The 21,003-nt window shown below is 65.4% G+C and carries 21 protein-coding genes and 1 pseudogene; 12 read left to right on the forward strand and 10 right to left on the reverse strand.

Going from position 1 to position 21,003, the window contains the following annotated elements; genetic code table 11:
* Positions 1–115: 115 nt before the first annotated feature.
* Together ACX80M_RS18805 and ACX80M_RS18810 are read right to left on the reverse strand one after the other, a co-directional pair.
* Positions 116–1,306 carry a type II toxin-antitoxin system HipA family toxin gene (locus tag ACX80M_RS18805; RefSeq protein WP_252614628.1) on the reverse strand — a complete coding sequence of 397 codons (1,191 nt, stop codon included), beginning with the start codon at positions 1,304–1,306 and terminating at the stop codon, positions 116–118.
* A complete protein-coding gene (locus tag ACX80M_RS18810; protein WP_252598615.1) occupies positions 1,299–1,502 on the reverse strand; it encodes a helix-turn-helix transcriptional regulator in 204 nt (67 codons plus the stop codon). Before ACX80M_RS18810 ends, ACX80M_RS18805 begins: the two co-directional genes overlap by 8 nt.
* Positions 1,503–1,761: 259 nt before the next feature.
* On the opposite strand from ACX80M_RS18810, the gene ACX80M_RS18815 reads away from it, so the two are divergent.
* The 3 genes from ACX80M_RS18815 (at position 1,762) to ACX80M_RS18825 (ending at position 3,742) form a co-directional block, all read left to right on the forward strand.
* Positions 1,762–2,187, forward strand: a complete 426-nt coding sequence (locus tag ACX80M_RS18815) for a helix-turn-helix transcriptional regulator (RefSeq protein ID WP_252611548.1) — start codon at positions 1,762–1,764, stop codon at positions 2,185–2,187.
* A gap of 22 nt (positions 2,188–2,209) precedes the next feature.
* On the forward strand, positions 2,210–2,611 hold the full coding sequence (locus ACX80M_RS18820; RefSeq protein ID WP_459310147.1) for a VOC family protein: 402 nt from the start codon (positions 2,210–2,212) through the stop codon (positions 2,609–2,611).
* Positions 2,612–2,839: 228 nt separating this feature from the next.
* Positions 2,840–3,742 (forward strand): hypothetical protein, encoded by a 903-nt coding sequence (locus tag ACX80M_RS18825; RefSeq protein ID WP_459310148.1) that lies wholly within the window; start codon positions 2,840–2,842, stop codon positions 3,740–3,742.
* Positions 3,743–3,985: 243 nt separating this feature from the next.
* Here ACX80M_RS18825 and ACX80M_RS18830 read toward each other — a convergent pair.
* The 6 genes and pseudogenes from ACX80M_RS18830 to ACX80M_RS18855 all read right to left on the reverse strand — a co-directional run.
* Positions 3,986–4,075 (reverse strand): annotated as a pseudogene (locus ACX80M_RS18830) (low molecular weight phosphatase family protein); the annotation flags it as partial.
* A gap of 256 nt (positions 4,076–4,331) precedes the next feature.
* A complete protein-coding gene (locus tag ACX80M_RS18835; RefSeq protein ID WP_252598618.1) occupies positions 4,332–4,760 on the reverse strand; it encodes a pyridoxamine 5'-phosphate oxidase family protein in 429 nt (142 codons plus the stop codon).
* Between the two features lie 248 nt (positions 4,761–5,008).
* Positions 5,009–6,229, reverse strand: a complete 1,221-nt coding sequence (locus ACX80M_RS18840) for an NADP-dependent isocitrate dehydrogenase (RefSeq protein ID WP_459310149.1) — start codon at positions 6,227–6,229, stop codon at positions 5,009–5,011.
* A gap of 123 nt (positions 6,230–6,352) precedes the next feature.
* Positions 6,353–8,212, reverse strand: a complete 1,860-nt coding sequence (locus tag ACX80M_RS18845; protein WP_459310150.1) for a phosphoenolpyruvate carboxykinase (GTP) — start codon at positions 8,210–8,212, stop codon at positions 6,353–6,355.
* 360 nt (positions 8,213–8,572) lie between these two features.
* Positions 8,573–9,004, reverse strand: a complete 432-nt coding sequence (locus tag ACX80M_RS18850; protein ID WP_252611537.1) for a DUF6278 family protein — start codon at positions 9,002–9,004, stop codon at positions 8,573–8,575.
* Positions 9,001–9,459, reverse strand: coding sequence for a hypothetical protein (locus tag ACX80M_RS18855; protein ID WP_252611535.1), 459 nt, complete (start codon positions 9,457–9,459; stop codon positions 9,001–9,003). The genes ACX80M_RS18850 and ACX80M_RS18855 overlap by 4 nt, the downstream gene beginning before the upstream one ends.
* A 258-nt stretch (positions 9,460–9,717) precedes the next feature.
* Here ACX80M_RS18855 and ACX80M_RS18860 point away from each other — a divergent pair, with 258 nt between their 5' ends.
* The 8 genes from ACX80M_RS18860 (at position 9,718) to ACX80M_RS18895 (ending at position 16,658) form a co-directional block, all read left to right on the forward strand.
* A complete protein-coding gene (locus ACX80M_RS18860) occupies positions 9,718–10,095 on the forward strand; it encodes an ArsR/SmtB family transcription factor (RefSeq protein WP_252598623.1) in 378 nt (125 codons plus the stop codon).
* Positions 10,095–11,834 (forward strand): SulP family inorganic anion transporter, encoded by a 1,740-nt coding sequence (locus tag ACX80M_RS18865; RefSeq protein ID WP_252611533.1) that lies wholly within the window; start codon positions 10,095–10,097, stop codon positions 11,832–11,834. The genes ACX80M_RS18860 and ACX80M_RS18865 overlap by 1 nt, the downstream gene beginning before the upstream one ends.
* A gap of 17 nt (positions 11,835–11,851) precedes the next feature.
* Positions 11,852–12,118 carry a hypothetical protein gene (locus ACX80M_RS18870; RefSeq protein ID WP_252598625.1) on the forward strand — a complete coding sequence of 89 codons (267 nt, stop codon included), beginning with the start codon at positions 11,852–11,854 and terminating at the stop codon, positions 12,116–12,118.
* Entirely contained in the window at positions 12,115–12,852 is a 738-nt protein-coding gene (locus ACX80M_RS18875) for a class I SAM-dependent methyltransferase (RefSeq protein ID WP_252611529.1), read from the forward strand. The genes ACX80M_RS18870 and ACX80M_RS18875 overlap by 4 nt, the downstream gene beginning before the upstream one ends.
* The gene (gene ctaD, locus ACX80M_RS18880; RefSeq protein WP_459310151.1) at positions 12,849–14,588 is read left to right on the forward strand and encodes an aa3-type cytochrome oxidase subunit I; all 1,740 of its coding nucleotides are present in this window, start codon (positions 12,849–12,851) and stop codon (positions 14,586–14,588) included. The genes ACX80M_RS18875 and ctaD overlap by 4 nt, the downstream gene beginning before the upstream one ends.
* 48 nt (positions 14,589–14,636) lie before the next feature.
* Entirely contained in the window at positions 14,637–14,876 is a 240-nt protein-coding gene (locus ACX80M_RS18885) for a hypothetical protein (RefSeq protein ID WP_252598628.1), read from the forward strand.
* 239 nt (positions 14,877–15,115) lie between these two features.
* On the forward strand, positions 15,116–16,135 hold the full coding sequence (locus ACX80M_RS18890; protein ID WP_252611527.1) for a beta-ketoacyl-ACP synthase III: 1,020 nt from the start codon (positions 15,116–15,118) through the stop codon (positions 16,133–16,135).
* A gap of 106 nt (positions 16,136–16,241) precedes the next feature.
* Positions 16,242–16,658 carry a hypothetical protein gene (locus tag ACX80M_RS18895; protein WP_459310152.1) on the forward strand — a complete coding sequence of 139 codons (417 nt, stop codon included), beginning with the start codon at positions 16,242–16,244 and terminating at the stop codon, positions 16,656–16,658.
* Between the two features lie 620 nt (positions 16,659–17,278).
* Here the strand turns inward: ACX80M_RS18895 and ppsA are convergent.
* Complete coding sequence (gene ppsA / locus ACX80M_RS18900; protein WP_459310153.1) at positions 17,279–19,678, reverse strand: phosphoenolpyruvate synthase; 2,400 nt, start codon at positions 19,676–19,678, stop codon at positions 17,279–17,281.
* 153 nt (positions 19,679–19,831) lie between these two features.
* Complete coding sequence (locus tag ACX80M_RS18905) at positions 19,832–20,650, reverse strand: pyruvate, water dikinase regulatory protein (RefSeq protein WP_459310154.1); 819 nt, start codon at positions 20,648–20,650, stop codon at positions 19,832–19,834.
* 122 nt (positions 20,651–20,772) lie between these two features.
* Between ACX80M_RS18905 and ACX80M_RS18910 the strand changes: the two genes are divergently transcribed.
* Positions 20,773–20,985 (forward strand): hypothetical protein, encoded by a 213-nt coding sequence (locus ACX80M_RS18910; RefSeq protein WP_252614622.1) that lies wholly within the window; start codon positions 20,773–20,775, stop codon positions 20,983–20,985.
* The last annotated feature ends 18 nt before the right edge of the window (positions 20,986–21,003 follow it).

The raw sequence follows: 21,003 nt of genomic DNA on the forward strand, positions 1-21,003 counted from the left end.
CCGGCCGACGCATCGAAATAAAGACAGCCAAAGCGTCAGACAGGCTCTGAGTCAGACCAACCCGAACCCCACATCAATCATTACTGACAGGCTCGATCACCGGGAGGACATCCGATCAGCCCTTTAGCTCGGCGCGGCGGAAGCGGAGTTCCCGCAGCGCCCCGTTCAAAGGTGACCCCGCGAAGGGAAGGACTTCCAGATCGATAGCGGTGGCTGCCGCCAACGCGATATTGTTGGCGGCAGTGGCCGCGCGTGGGGGCAACCCGATGCTGGCCGCAAACTCCTGCCAATGCCGGGCCTTGAGGTTCTTGACGCGGCCGGAGACGGTCAGGGCCATGGTGTCGTCGCCATAGAGCAGCGTGCAGGGGATGTCGTAGACCGGCGCCACTACCCAGCCGCCGTACAGGCCCTCCAGGACCGACGCGTTCTTGGCATGCAGGTCACCGTTTCCGGTCAGCCACGCGAAGACGAACTGCAGGTAGAGGTTCCTGACGGCAACAGCTTTGGCTTTGCACAGCCCAGCCAACGCCTCCACTACTTCCTCGGAGCTCACGGCATATTTTGATGCCGGAGGAAGGTTCAGGACCTGTGCGGCATCCTCCAGGGCCAGGCGCAGCAGCCCGTGGTCCTGCGTGCGGTCGAACCGCTCCACGAGGAGTCCGGGCAGGCCATTCCGGTCCGAGACAACGCTGTGCTTGGCCACCGGGATTTTCAGCGCCTTAGCCCCCGTGAGGTGCGCTGCTTCATTTAGGACCAGATGAGGGTGCCGCGGCGGATCCAGTTTGAGCAGGTACCGCCGGTTGGCCAAGGCGACCGGGGTGGTCAGCATCGAAGCGCTGGCTTTGGCCTGGACTCCCGGTAGCCCGTGAGGGTCCACTGCGTCGGCGAGGACAGCGAAGTCCAGGTCCTCCGGACGCGACGTGTCCGCCAGCGGCAGTGGCTCCCCCGGCACTTTTCCGGCGGGTACGATCTGCACGTCACCGGGAACGTCGGCACCGACGGCAAGCAGAAGGCTGAGCTCATCACCGAGGCTGGTCTTCACGGCGTCCTTCAGGACCGTGAGGCGGTGGCCTTCGGGTAAGAGGCCTGAGTAAAAGGACGGCAGCGCGCCACTGGGTGCTTCCACCGGCTCCGCGACAACAGGCAGGGTGGTCGCGATAGGGCGGCCGGCGGTGCTGAGGTAGTCGGGCGTGTAGGAAAAGACGACACTGCCGCGGCTGGTCCGGTTCAAACGTCCCGCCAGGACACCTGCCTTGTACACATCCGCGCTGCGGACGAATCTCAGTCGCCCCAGGTCGTCAGGCATCGGTAGCCTTGAGGTGCAGCCCCACAGCGTTGGCCGCGGCGGCCACCGTGACCAGGGATGGATTGCCGGTCCCGGTTTCGATGGCGTGAACGGTCCGGGAGGACGTACCGATCAGGTCGGCCAGCGTGCCCTGGGTGATACCAGCCTCCTTTCGGGCGCGCCGAATGCTCGCCCCGATGGCTGCGACGTCCTCCACTGCGGCTCCTTCTGAAATATATTGCTGATTCCTCTGGTTTCACCGCCCACTTTTCCCTATTGGATACAAATCTGCAACATATTTCTGAAAATGCGTTGTGGCCCTTCATGATCACGGGCAAACGCTTGAATCAGAAGGATATTTCCGATCATCCACTGCCCGGGGCGGCTGCCGCCGTCGGACGTTCCTCCCCAGCCCCTCCGCCCAGGACACGCAAAAGCCCGGCGTGTCAGGGGCTTTGTGAAACTAGACTTGCCTCATGACACCGCAGGAGCTGGCCAACCTGGCACATTTGCGCCGGGCGCGTGACCTGATCGACCGCGAGTACGCCCGGCCGCTGGACGTGCCCACCATGGCCGCCGGGGCCCTCATGTCAGCGGCGCACTTCTCCCGCCAGTTCAAGGCCGCCTACGGTGAGACGCCGTACAACTACCTAATGACGCGGCGGATCGAACGCGCCATGGCCCTGCTGCGCGCCGGCGCCAGCGTGACCGATGCGTGCATGGAGGTGGGCTCCACGTCCCTGGGTTCCTTCAGCTCGCGGTTCACCGAGATCGTCGGCATGACGCCCAGCGCCTACCGGGCCCGCGAACACCACGCCGTAAAGGCGATGCCCACCTGCATCGCCCGCCAGCACACCCGGCCCGCGCGCAAACCGAGCAGGTTTGAAGAAGCCTCTTCCTAGCCGCTCCCCTAGCGTGGGAGACATGAACATTTCATTGAAGTACGCACACGTCACCGTCAACGATCTCGATGAGTCCCTCGCCTTCTACCGCGACGCCCTTGGCCTGGAAGTCCGGAACGACGTCGGCTCGGACGGACAGCGCTGGGTCACCCTTGGCAGTGCCGCCCAGCCCGACCTTGAGATCGTCCTCTCCCCTCCCCACGCCGGCCGCTCCCAGGCCGACGGGGACGCCATCCAGGAGCTCCTCACCAAAGGCGTTATGCCCATGCTCGTGTTCAACACGGACGATCTCGACGCCACCTTCGAAACCCTCCGGGAGTCCGGCGCCGAAGTGCTCCAGGAACCCATCGTCCAGCCCTGGGGCCCCCGCGACTGCGCCTTCCGCGACCCGTCCGGCAACATGATCCGCATCAACCAAGGCTGACATTAACGTTCGACGTCGGCACCCAACCCGGGGGCCGACGTCGTGCGTTCCTCCCCGGTTCTGTGACGCGCAAATTCGTTTTCGACCCCGATATTCCACTACGCAGTCCATATTCCGGGTGCGCCCGTGGAGGTGCGGGTCGGAAACGCACAAGCGCGTCGCCAGGACTTCTCCACATAGCGGCACCTACCCCTCGCGCCGAGGGCGCGCAGCTGGCATCTTCGCTACATGACCGACCTTCCACCGCTTCTCTTGGCCCGCGACCGCGTCCTTCACGGGCTGACCCCGAATGACCTCGCCAAGCGCGTAAAGGCCGGTTCCGTGGTCCGCGTCCGGGCAGCTGCGGAAACGTTCGAGAAACCCACGGTCTTCGCCAAGCACTCCGCCGCCAGCGTGTGGGGAATTCCCACCATCGGCCTGAACTACCCGGTCCAGGCCCTCACCATGAAGAACGACGGCGGCCGGTCACGTGCTGGAGTCCGCCGCCACTTTGCTGCGCCGGCGGGTCTGATGGTGGTCCGGCGGGAGGGCCTGCTCGTCACCGGCCGCATCCGCACTGTCCTGGACCTGGCGGCGTTCACGCCTTTTACCGAGGCTGCCGCACCTCTGGACCATGTGCTTCGACGAGACCGGACCCTGCGGCTGCCTGCCGTGACGAAGGCTGAACTGGAGTCAGGTATCGGATCAATGTATTCCGCTGCTGCGGGGCGAAGGGTGCTGACCGCCGTGGCTTTCGCGGACCCTTTGTCCGGTTCCGCAGGGGAGTCCTACAGCCGCGCGCTGATCCATGTGGCCGGTTTCGAAGCCCCGGTCCTGCAGCAAGCCATCCACGACAGGGACGGCCTGGTGGGCTACACCGACTTCTACTGGAAGCTGGCCAAGGTGGTTGGCGAATTCGATGGCGAGGAGAAGTACGTCAAACCGGAGTTCCTCAAGGGCCGGACCGCGTCGCAGGTGGTGGTGGAGGAAAAGAAGCGCGAGAACAGAATCCGGGCCACGGGGTTCAACGTGGTGAGGTGGGATTGGGCCGATCTGATGAGGCCCGGGAAGCTGGAACGCAAGCTCGCAGCGGCCGGCGTGCCCCGCCGTCGTACGCGTTCTGCGGTTTTCGACGCGCAAACCCGACCGTGACCCGCATATTCCTTGGCGCCGGTGATATTCAGGTGTCGACACGGAATATGCGTAACAAACCGGCGTGACCGCTTCCTGGCCGCGCTGATGAAATTCTCCACAGAGCTGGATGCTGCGCACGCCGTGAATCGTTCCCTGATGGCAGAGCTGAACCGTCAGGAACGGAACCGGCCCCACACGTGGACGGCCCAGTGCCCGCCGGCGTGATGCGAACGGGCCCTTGGATTGATGAAGCCAGTTCGTGCTGAGTTCCGCATAAAGCTTTTGGACCCGGGCCTGAATGTCGTCGCGCACGAGGCGAATGCGCTCCATTCCTTCGCTGTCGCGTTCGGAGGCAACCGGAGCCCTCAGGGCCGCAAAGTACTCTGAGGGGACAGGCAAACCGCCTGCCTGCCCGGCTGCAGGATCTGAGCCCGTTCCGGCACTCCGCGGCGATGCCCGTCGAGCCGTTTGATCCGGCAGCTGCCTAGATCATGTCCGCTATTGCCCTCACCGGGGCAGAAATCGCCACCTACCTGTTCCGGTGGGTACTACATCCGCAACCCGGCAGGTGCAGGGGGGAGCTCGGATGTTACCCGGCCTTCGTCTCTTACTCCTGTGCGTCCATCTGGGTGTCGACCGGCCGCCGCCGGCCGGTGATCCCGGTCGGGACAATCTCCACGTAGGACCCTTTCGCCGTCGGCGTCCAGGGGCGCTGGGCCTTCTGCTGAGCGGCGTCGATTTCCGACCAGTTCTGCAGTTCGCGGGCCGTCCCTTGAACGACAACGATCCAGGCGGACGCTTCCGACCGGCCGTTCGCTTCAAAGGCCACCGAAGGGTTGATGGTCAGTTCCACAAGCATTTCGCCCTGCGGCGTTCGCACAAGTATTTTTCCGTCCTGGGCGTGGAATTCCACGGGAAAAATATCAGGCTTGTTATGCACACTCACGGCCAGCCGGCCCTCTGTCGTACCGGCCAGCAGTTCCCAGCATTCATCCGGGGCCAGGTTCGCCGCGGGATACTGCGCGTCAGAGAGCATGATCGTCCTTCCATGGCCCCGGACATGCCGTTTGGCCTTGTTGTCTGCCTCATCCGGCGCTCTTGCGCCGAAGATATACCGCCCAGCCTAACGCCGGGTTTGGACCCCTTGGCCCTCCACGACCCGACCCGGGCTCGGCCCAGGAGGACACGGAAGCGGCCGATCCGACCAAGCTAGAACTGCGCTGAGCACGTTCGGCGTTTTCTGGAACTTGCGAGTGGATCGCCGGGACGGGTCGGGCGGGGGGACTAGCCCAGGCGTGCCTGAAGATTGTCGTCCAGTGCTGCGAGGAACTCCTCTGTGGTGAGCCATTCCTGGTCCGGCCCCACCAAAAGGGCCAGGTCCTTGGTCATCTGGCCGGATTCGACCGTCTTGATGACGACGTCTTCGAGAGTCACAGCAAAGTCAATGACGGCAGGGGTGTTGTCCAGTTTCCCGCGGTGCATGATGCCCCTGGTCCACGCGAAGATCGAGGCGATCGGGTTGGTCGAGGTCGGCTTGCCCAACTGGTGCTGGCGGTAGTGGCGCGTCACGGTGCCGTGTGCGGCTTCAGCCTCGACGGTCTTGCCGTCCGGGGTCATCAGCACGGAGGTCATGAGGCCGAGCGAGCCGTAGCCCTGGGCGATGGTGTCGGACTGGACGTCGCCGTCGTAGTTCTTGCAGGCCCAGACGTAGCCGCCGTCCCACTTCATCGCCGAAGCGACCATGTCATCGATCAGCCGGTGCTCGTAGCTGAGGCCTGCCGCTTCGAACTGGTCCTTGAACTCGGCGTCGAATACTTCCTGGAAGAGATCCTTGAACTGGCCGTCGTAGGCCTTCAGGATGGTGTTCTTGGTAGAGAGGTACACGGGGTAGTTTCGCTGCAGTCCGTAGGCGAAGGAGGCGCGGGCGAAGTCCCGGATGGAGTCGTTGAAGTTATACATGCCCATGGCAACCCCTCCCCCGTCCGGGTAGGTGACCACCGTCTGCTTGATCTCTTCGCCTCCGTCGGAGGGGGTGAAGGTCATGGTCAGCGTGCCGGGACCCGGGACCTTGAAGTTGGTCGCCATGTACTGGTCGCCGAAGGCGTGACGGCCGATGATGATCGGCTTGTTCCAGCCCGGAACCAGGCGCGGGATGTTGGAAATGATGATGGGCTCGCGGAAAACGACGCCGCCCAGGATGTTACGGACGGTTCCGTTCGGGGACGGCCACATCTTCTTCAAGCCGAACTCCTCAACGCGCGCCTCGTCAGGGGTAATCGTGGCGCACTTAACGCCGACGTTGTATTCCTTGATGGCGTTCGCGGCGTCGATCGTGACCTGGTCATCGGTTGCGTCACGGTTCTGGATGGACAAATCGAAGTATTTCAGGTCCACATCCAGATACGGGACGATCAGGCGGTCCTTGATGAACTGCCAGATGATGCGGGTCATCTCGTCGCCGTCAAGCTCCACAATGGAGCCAACAACCTTGATCTGTTCGTTCATACCGTCTCCTTGATTCATGGGCACATTGACCCACACCGATGGTGGTCTCTGACATCTGAAGCCCTGGCGGTGGGTCTGACGTCGCGGGCCGGCGCGGATGACGCCGGGCACCACGTCTGGCACCTATCGGGAGCTGATGCGCGGCGTCCCCCGGCGGGCAGCGAAGCGGTTCTTGAGATGTTGCAGCTCGGCCGGCAACTGGGCGGGCAGCGAGTCACCGAACCGGGCGTACCACTGATCGATGCTGTCGATTTCCTGGGCCCATTCGTGTGAATCGACCGCCAATGCGGCACTGAGGTGTCCGGGGGTGACGTTAAGGCCTTCGATGTCGAGGGACTCCGGTGCGGGGACGAAGCCGATGGGGGTTTCGATGGCAGCCGCTGTCCCTTCGAGCCGTTCGATGGCCCATTTGAGGACGCGGGAGTTGTCTCCGAATCCGGGCCAGAGGAAACTTCCGTCGGCGCCGCGGCGGAACCAGTTGACCAGGAAGATCCGGGGCAGTTTTGCGGGATCGGCGCTCCGGCCGGTCTCCAGCCAGTGGTTGAGGTAGTCCCCGGCGTTGTAGCCGATGAAGGGCAGCATGGCCATCGGATCGCGGCGGACGACCCCGACCTGACCGGCGGCTGCCGCTGTCGTCTCGGAAGACAGCGTTGATCCCATGAAGACACCGCCCGCCCAATCTCTGGACTCGGTGACCAGCGGGATGGTTGTCTTCCGGCGGCCACCGAAGAAGATGGCGGCGAGCGGCACGCCCTCGGGTTGGTAGTATTCCTCGGCCAGGATACTGACCTGGCTGATGGGGGTGCAGAACCGTGAGTTGGGGTGCGCTGCGGGCCGGCCGGAGGCGGGGGTCCAGTCCTGTCCGGTCCAGTCGGTCAGGTGCTCCGGGGTCTCCCGGGTCATGCCTTCCCACCAGACGCCGCCGTCATCGGTGAGGGCGACGTTGGTGAAGATGGTGTTGCCCTTGGCGATGGCGTCCATCGCGTTGGGGTTGGTGTGCCAGCCGGTGCCCGGTGCGACGCCGAAGAGACCCGCTTCCGGGTTGGTGGCGCGCAGTTCCCCGTCCTTGCCCGGACGTATCCAGGCGATGTCATCCCCGAGGGTTTCCACCGTCCAGTCCTCCACGGTGGGGTTGAGCAGGGCGAGGTTGGTTTTACCGCAGGCCGAGGGGAAGGCGGCGGAGATGTAGTAGACCTTCTGTGCCGGGCTGGTGAGTTTGAGGATGAGCATGTGTTCCGCGAGCCAGCCCTCCTGCCGGGACATCGCGGAGGCGATGCGCAGTGAGTAACACTTCTTACCCAACAGCGCGTTGCCTCCGTAGCCGGAGCCGTATGACCAGATGGACTTCTCTTCGGGGAAGTGAACGATCCATTTCTCTTCGTTACAGGGCCAGCTGACATCCTGCTGGCCTGGCTCCAGCGGTGCGCCGACCGAGTGCAGCGCCGGGACGAAATCCGCGTCCAGCTCGACCATTCTGGCCAGCACGCCCGCACCGGTGTGCGCCATGATCCGCATTGACGCCACGACGTAGGCGCTGTCAGTGATCTCAACCCCGAATTTGGGGTCCTCCGCGTCGAGGTGGCCCATCACGAACGGAATCACGTACATGGTGCGCCCGCGCATTGCACCGGCAAAGAGCTTATGCAGTTTTTCCTTCATCTGCGCGGGTTCCATCCAGTTATTGGTGAAACCTGCGTCCCGTTCGTCTTCGGAGCAGATGAACGTCCGCTCTTCGACCCGGGCGACGTCCTTGGGGTCGGAGAAGGCGGCAAAGGAGTTGGGGAACTTGTCCTCGGCCAGGCGCGTCAGCGTACCGGCGGCGACGAGCCCGTCGGTGAGCGCACGGTATTCGGCCTCTGATCCGTCGACCCAGTGGATGCGGTCCGGTCCGGTCAGGGCGGCTACTTCGCCGACCCAGTCCAGAAGTCGGGGGGAGGCAATGGGGGCGGTGTCCAGGAGGCTGGAGTATGTGGTGTTGTGCACGGTTCTCTTCCTTCCCCCGCACTGACGGCGGGCGGGGCGGTCTTAGAAAGCTCATGGGGAATGGTTCGTGAAGCCGCGGCCAAGCGGCCCGGGACAGGCAGTGCCCGCCGGCATCGCGGTAAAGAAAACTGGCCGCAGGTTTACTGTTTGATGGATACATCATCTAATATAACAGGTAGTCGCGGACCTGCGCTGCCCTGCCCTGCCCTGCCCTGCCCTGCCCTGCCCTGCCCCTGAGATCGTGATGCTCGGACGTCCCCGTGAGGCGGCCCTTCGGCCGGGCAACGGCAGGGATTGGGCGGTGCGCCGGCAGGTGCTAAGGTCCCGGCGTCAGGCTTTCGGCGTAGGGCAGGACGGTCCTCAGGTCCGGGGCCCCGATTTCCAGGCGGGCGCGGGCGAGGGCGATGACGTCCAGGTCTTTGTTTTCCGCAAGGTGGACGACGGGGTGGCCGTTGGGCAGCAGGAGCCACCGCACCGCGGGGAGTTCCGGACCAGGACGGTTCCGATGAAGAGTCCGGCTTCTACCTTCAGGCGCCACGGCGCCAGCTCGATCCTCTCCGGCCCGGTGAGGAGTCCTCCGAGTACTTCGATCCCCTGCGCGGCGTCAGCGAGCGTTGCGCCGCGGGCCGCTGCCCATTGACGGAGGCTGCTGCACTGCCCCAGATGGGCATCGAGTTGTTTTTCGACGGCAGCAACGCCGCCGGCCAGTTCCCGGGTGAAGAAGATTGCGTAGTCCCGGGCGGTGCCGGTACCTGGGCCGTGCCGGGAAAAATCCGCGGGCTGTCCGCTCATAGCCTGAGGCCTCCGGTCGCCATCCGGGTGAGGGGAATCCCTGTTTGGAGTTCCTGTCCGTTGAGGGAGCTGTACGCGGTGATATCGCGATCTTCCCCCAGCCCGGTCAGGGATGCCCGCGGGAAGAGCGCCGTGACGGACGCACCCGCGCAGGTCGCGCCGCCTCGAGGGTGCACCGTGCGGGTGACGGTCCCGAAATCGTAGGTGGACTGGCCTGTGACGCGGCCGTCCCGGAGGCTGACTGTGAGGTGCCTGATCGTGCTCCGGTCCGCGTCGCCGGCACGGAGCCCTACCAGGTAGCTTCCCCCGGCTGGGGGCCTGTTCAGTTCAAATTCCACGCGCACGTCCGGTCCGGAGGTGTCCACCGAGACCCCGGTGATGATCGGAGCCGGAGGCGTGGGGGCAGGAACGGGCGCTGGCCGCTCGACCCCCGACGTCGTCAGCGGGTCCCTCATGCCGCACCCGCCCCGGCCCGGCGATGGGGCTTTGACGCGCGGCGGGCCGTGGGGGCCGGCTGGGGCTTTACTGCCATGGGCATGGTGAGGGATCTCATTCCGGCCGGCCAACGTCCGTGACGGTGCCCACCCATATGGGCTGTGTCCGGGCCCGCGCCAGCGGGCCCGGCGGGGGCAACTGCCTTACCCCCTGTTATATTGGATGATAGAAGGATAAAATAGTCAAGCAAGGTTTTGCTGTGAAGCCGGGAGGCAGGCATGGACGATTTTTCGGATTTCCGGGCGCCCTTATATGAGGTAAAGGCCAACCTGTTCAAAGGTCTGGCGCATCCGGTGCGGATCAGGGTGCTGGAGATGTTGTCCGCGGCACCGGAAGTGTCGGTGACCGACATGCTCGCCGCGACCGGGCTGGAGGCCTCGCATCTGTCCCAGCACCTGTCCGTGCTGCGCCGCTACCACCTGGTGACGGCTGAACGCCGGGCCCTGCAGATGTTCTATTCCCTGGCGTACCCCCAGGTCGCGGACCTCCTCGCGGTGGCCAAGCTGCTGCTGAACGACATGCTGCGCAACACCCGTGACCAGCTCGAATATTCGGCGGCAAGCTCTCCTGCGGCTGCCCCTGCAGGCAGCGTCTGATGAGCGCTCTGGACACGGCCCGTGCGCTGTTGCCGACCTGGCGGGATTATGGTGAACTGCCCCGCAGTTGGAAAGGGGACCTGGTCGCGGGCATCACGGTCGGTATCGTCGCGCTGCCACTGGCGCTGGCCTTTGGTGTCAGCTCCGGCGCCGGTGCGGCCAGCGGACTGATCACTGCGGTGATCGCGGGGGTGATCGCGGCTGTTTTTGGCGGCTCGAACATCCAGGTTTCCGGGCCGACCGGGGCGATGGTCGTCGTCCTGGGCCCGGTCATTGCCACCCAGGGCATCGGTGCGCTGGCCGCGGTCTCGGTCCTGGCCGGGGTGATCGTCATCGTTGCCGGGGTACTCAAACTGGGCCGGGTCGTTACCCTCCTGCCGTGGCCGGTGATCGAAGGATTCACCCTGGGGATCGCGATGATCATCTTCCTCCAACAGGTCCCGGCGGCCTTCGGCGTTAAAGCCGGACCGAGCAGCAACGCCGCCGTTTCTGCCGTCCAGGGACTCACCACAGCGTCCCCCGCCGCTCTCCTGGCCCCCGTGGCCCTGGTGGCCGTGGTCGCGCTGATCATGATCGCGGCCCCCCGGATCCACCCGCAGATCCCCGGGTCGCTCATTGCCATCATCGTCGCCAGCATCGCCGCCCAGGTCCTGGACCTTCCTGTGGCCCGGATAGGTGCCCTGCCGGACACCCTGCCCGCCCCGGTGATCCCCGCCCTGGACTGGGGCGCAGTTGCTGCGCTGGCCGCCCCGGCGGCCACGATCGCGGCGCTGGCCGCGATCGAGTCGCTGCTCTCCGCACGGGTCGCCGCCTCGATCTCTGACACCGGCCCTTATGACGCGGACCGCGAACTCCTCGGCCAGGGACTGGCTTCGGTCTGCTCCGGGTTCTTCGGCGGCATGCCTGCCACCGGTGCCATCGCCCGCACCGCGGTAAACATCCGCTCCGGCGGCAGGACCAGGCTTGCCGCGATCATCCACGCCCTGGTCCTGCTGGCCGTGGTCTACTTGGCCACCGGCCCGGTCTCCCGGATCCCGCTCGCGGCCCTCGCCGGTGTCCTGATGGTCACCGCTACGCGCATGGTGTCCCTCGCCACGCTGCGCAGCGTGATCGGCTCCACCAGGGCAGACACGGTCGTTTTCTTCATCACCGCCCTGATCACTGTGTCCTTCGACCTGATCCAGGCCGTTGCGATCGGCATCGCCGTCGCGTCCTTCTTCGCCCTGCGCACCCTGGTCAACTCCAGCGGCGTGCACCGCGAAGAAATCCCGGGACCGGTCCAGGACGGGGACGAACACATTGCCGTGTTCCGGCTCGACGGGGCCCTGTTCTTCGCCGCCGCCGAACGCGTCCTGGACCGGGTCAGCGCGATCCGCAACGTCGACGTGGTCATTATCCGCATGTCCCAGCTCCAGGTCCTGGACGCGACCGGGGCAAGGGTCATCACCGACATCGTCAACGCCCTCGAACGCCGCGGAATTACCGTGCTGATCAAAGGCATCCAGGAACGCCACCTGGCCCTGGTCACCCGGGTAGGTGTGCTGGAGTCCCTGCGCCACCACAAACACCTGTTCGAAGATCTGCCCCCGGCTGTGGAACACGCCCGCAGCCACGTCGCCCGGGCCAGGGCCACCCGTGCCACCGAACATCCCCCACAGGACAAGGCACCCGACGCAGGCCAGGACCCCGTCCGTGGCCGGGCTGCGGGAACTACTCCCGGAAACACCACGGTCCGATGAATGTTCAGGAGCATCCATTGCCACCGACAGCCACCGCGGAATCCAGGCCGCAACGGGATCACGTGCCGCACTACCTCCTGGGTTTCGGACTCGCGGCCCTTCTGCTGTTCGACCTCCCGGCACTTCTCGCAGGGCCCACGAACCCGGCCTGGCTGGCCGCGGTGGTACTGACCGGCCCGACCGTCGGCATCCCCGCCGGGATCGCCGCGTTCCGACGCCGCAATGCCTCATCCGGCGGTCCTGCGGGAGCTGGCGCGCCGTACCCTGGCAGGAGCCGGCGATGAGCGTGGACGGCATGCCGCTGCCGGCGTGGAAGCACTCCAGACCCGGCGGAACCGGGTACCCCGCGGACGCGCAAGCCTGGGACCGGTGGTACGCCAGCGCCGCCTATGGCTGGTCCCCCGCCAGCTCGACTGTGCGCTCAGCACTGAACGGGCTCACGCCCGGGCGGGCACTGGACCTCGGGTCCGGGGACGGCCGGCACGCGGTCTGGCTGGCCGGGCGCGGCTGGCACGTCCAGGCCCTGGACTTTTCCGCAGAAGCCCTGGCCCTCGGGCGGGAGCGTGCCTTCGCCGAAGGAGTCACCGGCCTGGTCACCTGGACAGTCGCCGAAGTAACGGTGCACACTCAGGACCCGGCGAGCCTGGACCTGGTCCTGGCCGCCTTCCTGGACCTGCCCGGACCGGACCTCGAACGGGTCATCGCCCGCGCCGCCCTGGCCCTCGCCCCCGGGGGAATCTTCCTCTTCATCGGCCATGATCCGGAAGACCCGCGCGAAGGCACCACAGGCCCGCGGGACCAATCCATGCTGCATGGCAGCACCGAAGTCGCCGCGTGGGCTCGGCGGTCCGGCCTGGAAGTCGAATCAGCCGAGACCCACTCCCGGCCCGTTCCCGGGGACCGGCGCCCCGCCTTGGACTGCGTCCTCCTGGCCCGCAAACCTGCCCGGGCCCCGGATGTACCGGCCTTCAACACACCCTTGTCCACCAGGAACACCGATCATAAGGTCCCGTCATGACCGCTAGCACAACCCTCGCCGCTGCCCCCGCCGCCGTGGTCCCCCGGTCCAAGGGACGCATCGTGGTCAGCTGGATTACCACCACCGACCACAAAATTATCGGGTACATGTACCTGATCGCATCGTTCACGTTCTTCTGCCTCGGCGGGGTCATGGCGCTGCTCATCCGGGCCGAGCTGTTCGAGCCAGGCATGCAGATCCTGCAAACCAAGGAACAGTACAACCAGCTGTTCACCATGCACGGAACCATCATGCTGCTGATGTTCGCCACCCCGCTCTTCGCCGGGTTCGCGAACGTCATGATGCCCCTGCAGATCGGCGCCCCGGACGTTGCTTTCCCTCGGCTTAATGCCCTGGCGTTCTGGTTCTTCCTCTTCGGCTCCCTCATCGCTGTCTCCGGGTTCATCACCCCCCAGGGAGCCGCGTCGTTCGGTTGGTTCGCGTACGCGCCGCTCTCCAACAGCACCTTCACCCCGGGGGTCGGCGGGGACCTGTGGGTCTTCGGCCTGGCCCTGTCCGGTTTCGGCACCATCCTGGGCGCGGTGAACTTCATCACCACCATCATCTGCATGCGCGCCCCGGGCCTGACCATGTGGCGGATGTCGATCTTCACGTGGAACACCCTGGTCACGGCCATCCTGATCCTTATGGCGTTCCCGCCGCTCGCCGCGGCCCTCTTCGCCCTCGGCGCTGACCGGAAATTCGGCGCCCACATCTTCGACCCCGAAAACGGTGGCCCGGTCCTGTGGCAGCACCTGTTCTGGTTCTTCGGCCACCCCGAGGTGTACATCATTGCCCTGCCGTTCTTCGGCATCGTCTCGGAGATCTTCCCGGTCTTCAGCCGCAAACCGATCTTCGGCTACAAGGGCATTGTCTACGCAACCATCTCCATCGCCGCATTATCCGTGACCGTGTGGGCACACCACATGTACGTCACCGGCTCCGTGCTGCTGCCGTTCTTCGCGTTCATGACGATGCTCATCGCCGTGCCCACCGGCGTGAAGTTCTTCAACTGGATCGGCACCATGTGGGGCGGGTCCCTGACCTTCGAAACTCCCATGCTCTGGAGCCTGGGTTTCATCGTCACGTTCCTCTTCGGCGGCCTGACTGGGATCATCCTTTCCTCCCCGCCGCTGAACTTCCACGTCTCCGACACCTACTTCGTGGTCGCCCACTTCCACTACACCGTCTTCGGCACCGTGGTGTTCGCGATGTTCGCCGGGTTCTACTTCTGGTGGCCGAAATGGACCGGCAAGATGCTCAACGAACGCCTGGGCAAAATCCACTTCTGGCTCCTGTTCCTGGGCTTCCACGGCACCTTCCTCATCCAGCACTGGCTCGGCGTCGAAGGCATGCCCCGCCGCTACGCCGACTACCTGCCCGAGGACAACTTCGCCTGGATGAACCAGTTCTCCACCGTCTCCTCCTTCCTCCTCGGCGCTTCCCTGGTTCCGTTCTTCTGGAACATCTTCATCACCGCCCGCAATGCGCAGAAGGTCGAAGTGGATGATCCGTGGGGGTTCGGGGCCTCGCTCGAATGGGCCACGTCCTGCCCGCCGCCGCGCCACAACTTCACGTCCCTGCCCCGGATCCGTTCAGAGCGTCCCGCCCTGGACCTCCACCACCCTGAATTGGCACAACGGAGCCATGACACCACGCACGGCCCGGCGGCCGCTGCCCTCGGAGCCGCCGAGATCGGAGAACGTGATGTCCGCTCCCCGGATCCCAATGACTGACCTCGCCGCGCTCCTTACAGTCCGCCCCTCACGGAAAGCAGGACCATCATGGACCGGTACCTGACCAGCATCTGGGCCGCGTCCGCCGAACTGGAAATGCTCCAGGTGCAGATCGACCAGGCCCATGAAGCCCTCGTGCATGCCCTGTGCACGGCCATGGCGGCCCAGATACCCCCGGAAGAGGTCGCGGCGGCTGCCAACATGGACTTGCCTGAACTCTTCGACACGCTCCGCCGGCCCAGGATCGCCCCAACCCCGGGAAACCGCGATGCGGTACGCGACCTGTAAGCCCCGTCCCGTCGCAGGGACCGACAACGAAGCCCGGTCCGGTCCACCGGCCCGGGACGCCACCCGTGCGCGGGGGCGGCCTGGCCACCAATACACCAAGAACTCATCCGGCTCACGGCCCGCATCGATCACCTCAATTCCCCCCTCCCCGGGGGGCATGCCGGCGCCGAACACGTCCCCACCCACCCCGCGCTGACGGGCCCCGTCATGCCATACCGCACCCAGACCAGGAGCCCCCCATGAACCCGTCCCCGCCCCGCAGCCTGCCGGATGCTCTCGTCCGCGGATCCCGTGTCGTCGGCGTCGGATCCTACCAACCGGCCAGGATCCTCACCAACAGTGAGCTGAGCCTGATGGTGGACACCAGTGACGAATGGATCCGCAGCAGAGTCGGCATCGAATCGCGCCACATTGCCGACACCGAATCCGTAGCCGACATGGCCATCCGAGCCGGACAGGACGCCCTTCAGAACGCCGGGATGGACGCCCGGGACCTGGACCTGATCATCGTTGCCACCGTCACGGCCAAGGACCGCTCCCCCAGCACCGCAGGCCGGGTCTCGGCCAGCATCGGCGCCGCCTCGCCAGCCGTTTTCGACGTCAACGCCGCCTGTTCCGGCTTCACCCATGCGATGGCCATCGCCGATCAGGCAATCAGGGCCGGGTCCGCGACCACAGCCCTAGTCATCGGAGCGGAAAAACTCAGCGACTTCACCGACTGGGCCGACCGGAGCACCTGCGTCCTGGTCGGAGACGGTGCCGGCGCGGCACTCCTGACTGCCACCGACGAACCCGGGGTCGGGCCCGTCCACTGGGGCTCAGTACCGGCCCTCGCACAGGCAGTCAGAATCGAAGAGCCTTCCCTGCACCTGGAACAGGAGGGCCTCACCGTCTACCGCTGGGCAATCACACAGGCAGCGCAACTGGCACGCCGGACCTGCGAACTGGCGGGAATCCGCCCCGAGGACCTCGCCGCGTTCATTCCGCACCAGGCGAATCTGCGCATCATCGAACCCCTCGCCGACCAGCTGGGTATCCCCCGGGCAATCACCGCCCGCGACGTGATCCACTCCGGAAACACCTCATCAGCCAGCATCCCGATCGCACTGGCCAAACTCGTCCGCACCGGGGAAGTCCCCCCGGACAGCCCCGCCCTGCTCTTCGGATTCGGCGGCGGTTTTGCCTTCGCCGGCCAGGTCATCCGCACCCCCCGGAACACCGCAGCTATTCTCCCGGCAGGTGACCCGGCCCTCTCCTGACCGCCTCGCGCGGTGCCGGGGCACGACCATCGGCACTTACGGGGCCGCGAACGAAGTACCGAAACCTAAATACGCTCTGTCACCGAAAAGAAGCAGGAGCACCGAAATGAAAAATAAGCTCGTATTCGTATCAGGTATAGCAGTCGGCTATGTCCTTGGCACCCGGGCAGGCAGGGACAGCTACGAGAAACTCAAACTAAAAGTCCGCGGTTTCCGGGAGGGCCCGACACACAGGGACAAAGTCTCCGACACCGCCAGGAACACACCTGAAGTTCAGGAACAGGCAAGCCAGGCGGGGAAGAAAACGAAGGAAGAAATCACCGGCGCACCCGCGCACGACACCACACGGCCCAAGGACGGGGCGGCATCCGGCACCCCTAAACGCGACCACCCGAAGGCCTACGCGCCGCCCGAAAGCGACTTCTACGGCATAGGCGGACCGGCCTCGCATGAGTCGCTGGACGCGGACACCGCACAGCAGGCGCACCGCGATGAAACCGGCGGCCACAACCGCACGGACTAAGATTCACGTGCGGCGGAACTTCGGAAAAATCACAACCAAGACAGCTTTCCCGCACCCAGGACGCGACCGGAACCCATGTCATGCTTGAGCTCGAGGCGCTGGGACTCGGCCGCGCACACACCGAACTGTCCGTGCAGTACGTCAACCACAACGTTTTGCAGGCCGACCGCAGGAACGCGGAGGACCATGATTTTCTCCCCTCCCCCTCCCGCCGCTTCGGTCTGTGGTTCTCGAAGGCCGGGATACATCAAACCGGAGTTCCTCCAGGGCCGGACGGCGTCGCAGTCAGTGGCGGAGGAAACGAAGCGCGAGAACCGGATCCGGGCCGCTGGGTTCAACGTGGTGAGGTGGGACTCGGCCGATCTGATGGAACCCGGGAAGCTGGAACGCAAACTGGCAGCGGCCGGCGCGCCCCGCCGTCGTACGCGTTCTGCGGTTGTCGACGCGCAAACCCGACCGTGACCCGCATATTTCCTGGCGCCGGTGATATTCAGATAGCGCCACGGAATATGCGCAGCGACAAGCCGCTGCCGTGTCGAGGAGTAGATCCTCGACCACCGGGAACGGACGACGTCGGCACCCAACCCGGGTGCCGACGTCGTCCGTTCAGTTCGCGCTAGTTACCGGATTTCGACAGGCTCAATCACCGGGGTGCCGGCGAGCCGGAGCCAGGTGTCCACCACGGTGTCGGGGTTCAGGGAGACGGAATCGATGCCCTCCCCGACCAGCCACTCGGCGAAGTCGGCGTGGTCGCTGGGACCCTGGCCGCAGATGCCGACATACTTGCCGCGCGCCTTGCAGGCCTTGATGGCCATGCTCAGGAGCTTCTTGACGGCAGGATCGCGTTCGTCGAAGCCGCCCGAGACAATCGCGGAATCCCGGTCCAGGCCCAGGGCCAGCTGGGTCATGTCGTTGGAGCCGATGGAGAAGCCGTCGAAGTAGTCCAGGAATTCGTCGGCGAGCAGCGCGTTGGAGGGGATCTCACACATCATGATCACCTCGAGGCCGTTCTCGCCACGGACCAGGCCGTTCTCCGCCAGCAGCTCGATCACGCCGCGGGCCTCGTCCAGGGTCCGCACGAACGGGATCATCAGCTTGACGTTGGTCAGCCCCATCTCGTTGCGGACGAAGGACAGGGCCTCGCACTCGAGGTCGAAGCAGTCCCGGAAGGACGGCTCCAGGTACCGGGAGGCGCCACGGAAGCCGAGCATCGGGTTCTCTTCGTGCGGCTCGTAGGCCGGTCCGCCGATGAGGTTGGCGTACTCGTTGGACTTGAAGTCGGACATGCGCACAATCACCGGCTCCGGCGCGAAAGCCGCCGCGATGGTGGACACCCCTTCGGCCAGGCGCTTGATGTAGTAGTCGCGCGGGCTGCTGTACGCGGCAATCCGTTCCCGGATTTCCGCGGCCACGTCCGCCGGCTGGCTGTCCAGGTTCAGGAGCGCCTTGGGGTGGATGCCGATCTGGCGGTTGATGATGAATTCCAGCCGGGCCAGGCCCACACCGTGGTTGGGCAGCTGGGCGAAGGTGAACGCCTGCTCCGGGGTTCCGACGTTCATCATGACCTTGACCGGGGCCTCCGGCAGCTCGGTGATGGCGGTTTCCTCGACGCTGAAGTCAAGGAGCCCTTCGTAGATGGTGCCGGTCTCGCCGTCGGCGCAGGAGACGGTCACCTCGAGGCCGTCGGTGAGGGCGTCCGTAGCACTTCCGGTGCCGACGACGGCGGGGATCCCCAGTTCGCGGGCGATGATGGCCGCGTGGCAGGTGCGTCCGCCGCGGTTGGTGACGATGGCCGAGGCGCGCTTCATGATCGGTTCCCAGTCCGGGTCGGTCATGTCCGCGACCAGGACATCGCCGGTCTTGAAGGCGGCCATCTGGTCGATCGATGTGAGGATGCGGACGCTGCCGGCACCGATGCGCTGGCCGATCGCGCGGCCCTCGGCCAGGACCCGGCCGGTCGCGTTGAGGCGGAAACGGCTGAGGCTGCCGGCGGCCCGGCGGGACTGCACCGTCTCCGGGCGTGCCTGCAGGATGTACAGGCCGCCGTCGGTCCCGTCCTTGCCCCATTCGATGTCCATGGGACGGCCGTAGTGGTTCTCGATGGCGACGGCGTGCCGGGCGAGCTGCTCGACGTCGGCGTCGCTGAGGCTGAAGCGGCTCCGCAAGGAGGCCTCGACCGGCACGAAGTCGATGGTCCGGCCGATCTCCTGGCTGTTGGTGTAGGTCATCTGGAGGGCCTTCTCGCCCAGTCCGCGCTTGAGGATGGCGGGCCGCCCGGCCTGCAGCGCGGGCTTGTAGACGTAGAACTCATCAGGGTTCACGGCGCCCTGGACCACGGCCTCGCCCAGGCCGTAGGAGGACGTGACGAACACGGCGTCCTGGAACCCGGACTCAGTGTCCATGGTGAACATAACGCCGGAGGCGCCGACGTCGGAGCGCACCATCCGCTGGATGCCCGCCGAGAGTGCCACCTCGGCGTGTTCAAACTTGTGGTGCACGCGGTAGGCGATGGCCCGGTCGTTGTAGAGGGACGCGAACACGTCCTTGATGGCGATCAGGATGTTCTCGATGCCGCGGACGTTCAGGAAGGTTTCCTGCTGCCCGGCGAAGGAGGCATCCGGGAGGTCTTCCGCCGTGGCGCTAGAACGGACGGCCCAGGAGAGGTCCTCGGAGCCCGCGTGCTTGTCCACCAGCTGCTGGTAGGCGTTCCGGATCTGCGCCTCGAAGTCCTGCAGGAAGGGCGTCTCGCGCATCAGCGCCCGGATCTCCTTGCCCGCAGCTGCCAGGGCCGTCACGTCATCGGTGTCCAGTCCCACAAGCCGGTCCGCGATCTTCTGGTCCAGGCCCGAATCAGCCAGGAAGCTGCGGTAGGCGTCCGCCGTCGTGGCAAAGCCGTCAGGGACCTGGACGCCGGCGGAGGTGAGGTTCTGCACCATCTCACCGAGGGAGGCGTTCTTGCCCCCTACCCGGTCCAGGTCCTTGAGTCCGAGTTCTGAGAACCACAGGATGTCTGTTGTCATAATTGCTGCTCCTTTGCAGGGATGATGGCATGCCGGGGCGCCGCCCGCTCGCGGCTGTGGCCGGTTGGTGGGCGCGGATCCTGTCTACAGTGACAGGTCCGGAGCGTTCTTTCCAACATGATGTGCGCCACACGGGGCTTGTGAAATTTTTCCCTAATGTTTGAGGTTCATCCGCTGCAGGATGGTGGCCGCCATTTCCTCCACGGACACCGTCGCCGAATTCAAGTACGGGATCCGGTGGGAGACGTACAACTGCTCGGCACTGCGCAGCTCGAAGCCGCACTGCCGTAGCGACGCGTAGGGTGAGCCGCGGCGCCGCTCAGTGCGGATCTGGCTCAGCCGCAGGGGGTTGGAGGACAGTCCGAAACACTTCTCAACAAAAGGCCGCAGCGGCTTGGGCAGCCCTTCCCGTTGAAAATCCTCGTCCACCAGCGGGAAGTTCGCGGCGAAGATGCCGTGCTGCAGCGCCAGGTACATGGTGGTGGGCGTTTTTCCGCAGCGGGACGGTGCCACCAGGATGACCTGCGCCTTTTCCAGCGCCCGCAGGCTCTGGCCGTCGTCGTGTTCCATGGCGTACTCGACGGCGGCCATCCGGGATTGATACCGCTCCGCGTTGCCGAGGCCGTGGGCCCTGCCGGGTTCAGCGCTGGCCTGGGAACCGAGGGCCTGCTCCAGCTGTCCCACGTGCGTCCCGATCAGATCCACGATGATCCCCTGGCACGTTGCAATGGCCTGCCTGATGTCGCTGCTGACAGCAGTGGAAAAGACGATGGGCCGCGGGCCGGTGGCGACCAGTTTGTCGATGGTGCCCACCACGGTTCTGGCCTGTTCGGCGGTGGTAATGAACGGGATCGTAATGCGGTCAAAGTTGTTCGCGGGGAACTGCGTCAACAAGGTGTTGCCGAGCGTTTCCGCGGTGATGCCGGTGCTGTCCGAAAGGAAGTAGACAGGCCGAATCTCGTCATTGGTCATGAATGCATTCCACCATCCGGTGGTTGAGCTTGTCGAAACCCGGGCTTTTACCCGGCAGAAACACTGCGGCAACCTGGCCGGGGCATGCTGGGCATACGGGGACAACCAGCAGGGGGCACAGCATGATCACTGACAAGGTGCAGACGGAACGAATCCAACTCGGCGACCACATCGAGGCGTGGCACAACGGCAAGCTCTTCCACAAAGGCCGGGTGACCGACGTCGTACATTCCCTGGAACTGATCTGGATCCGGGACGCGCGGACCGGCACGCGGAAGCTGCTGGATCCTGACGCCCTGGAGATCATCAAAGTGGCCCCGCAGGCGGCCGGGTAGGTTAAGAGGCGCACTGTG

This window comes from Pseudarthrobacter sp. MDT1-22, from assembly GCF_054511035.1.